We start from the raw sequence: 859 nt of genomic DNA, 5'->3' as shown, positions 1-859 counted from the left end.
AGCAGCTTCAGGCGCCCCCCCGGATATGGGCCCGCCTTTTTAATTGGCTCGCCTTTCAGGGTAGCGGCGTCAAATACCACCCCGTCTGGTGGGTAATCCAGGCCACTGATCTGAGCGAATATCTGGGGCCGCTGCTCGGTTTGGCGGCTCAGGCTTACGGTTAGCAAATCAATATCCAGCGTAGGCCGACTCTTTTCCTGCTCCAGGGCGTAAAGCAGGGGGCCGCCTTTCAAACAGAACTGGGCACTGTAGGCCGAAGCCGCCAGCCGAAACAGTAACCGCTTCTGAAAGTAGCGCGTTAGTATCAGCTGATAGGCTTTCCCATCGGCCACGGCAAGCTCCTTGAGCTGATGCTGGATGGAGGCGATTGTATTTTTCACAGCAGCAGGTTTAGCGTCTTGTCGATATAATGACCCAGGCCCAGCTGCCCCGCGTAGTCTACCAGCCGGGCTACCTGGCGATCCGGTCGCCCCAGGTAGGTTGTCAGCACTTCTTTGGCTAGATCCGGGCCCAGTTTGTGGCGTTGCCGCAGAAAGTCACACACCGTTTTTTCTGGGTCATAGATGGGCAGGCTGGCTCCGTCAAGGACAACCGTAGTACGTCCCAGCTCATAGGCGGTCTTATTCCAGTAGTAGAGCTGAATGGGGGGATAGACCGGCAGAATTACTTTAGCCTTTCGGGGAATGGCAACCTGGTAGGCTGAGGCCACAAAGGTGGTCAGCTCGTACTGCGTGGCGGCGGTGAGCAAGCAAAGCACCCCGTTGGGCACAATACCGGCCACTTCGGGCAGCTCACTCTGGTCGGCAGACTGCCACTTATAGACGCCCCGTTTTACCTTAAGAACCACCCCCTCCTCCAG

Annotated in this window: 2 protein-coding genes; both read right to left on the bottom strand. The window is 57.4% G+C overall.

Going from position 1 to position 859, the window contains the following annotated elements:
* On the bottom strand, nucleotides 1-380 hold a 380-nt coding region (locus tag J2I46_RS33415; protein WP_207333311.1), incomplete at its 3' end, for a nucleotidyl transferase AbiEii/AbiGii toxin family protein.
* Nucleotides 377-859: type IV toxin-antitoxin system AbiEi family antitoxin domain-containing protein (locus J2I46_RS32630; protein WP_207333310.1), on the bottom strand; the 483-nt coding region annotated here is incomplete at its 5' end. The genes J2I46_RS33415 and J2I46_RS32630, both read right to left, overlap by 4 nt.

Source organism: Fibrella forsythiae, from assembly GCF_017353175.1.
Taxonomy (GTDB): Bacteria; Bacteroidota; Bacteroidia; order Cytophagales; family Spirosomataceae; genus Fibrella; species Fibrella forsythiae.
This window is presented reverse-complemented; position numbering and strand designations above follow the sequence as displayed.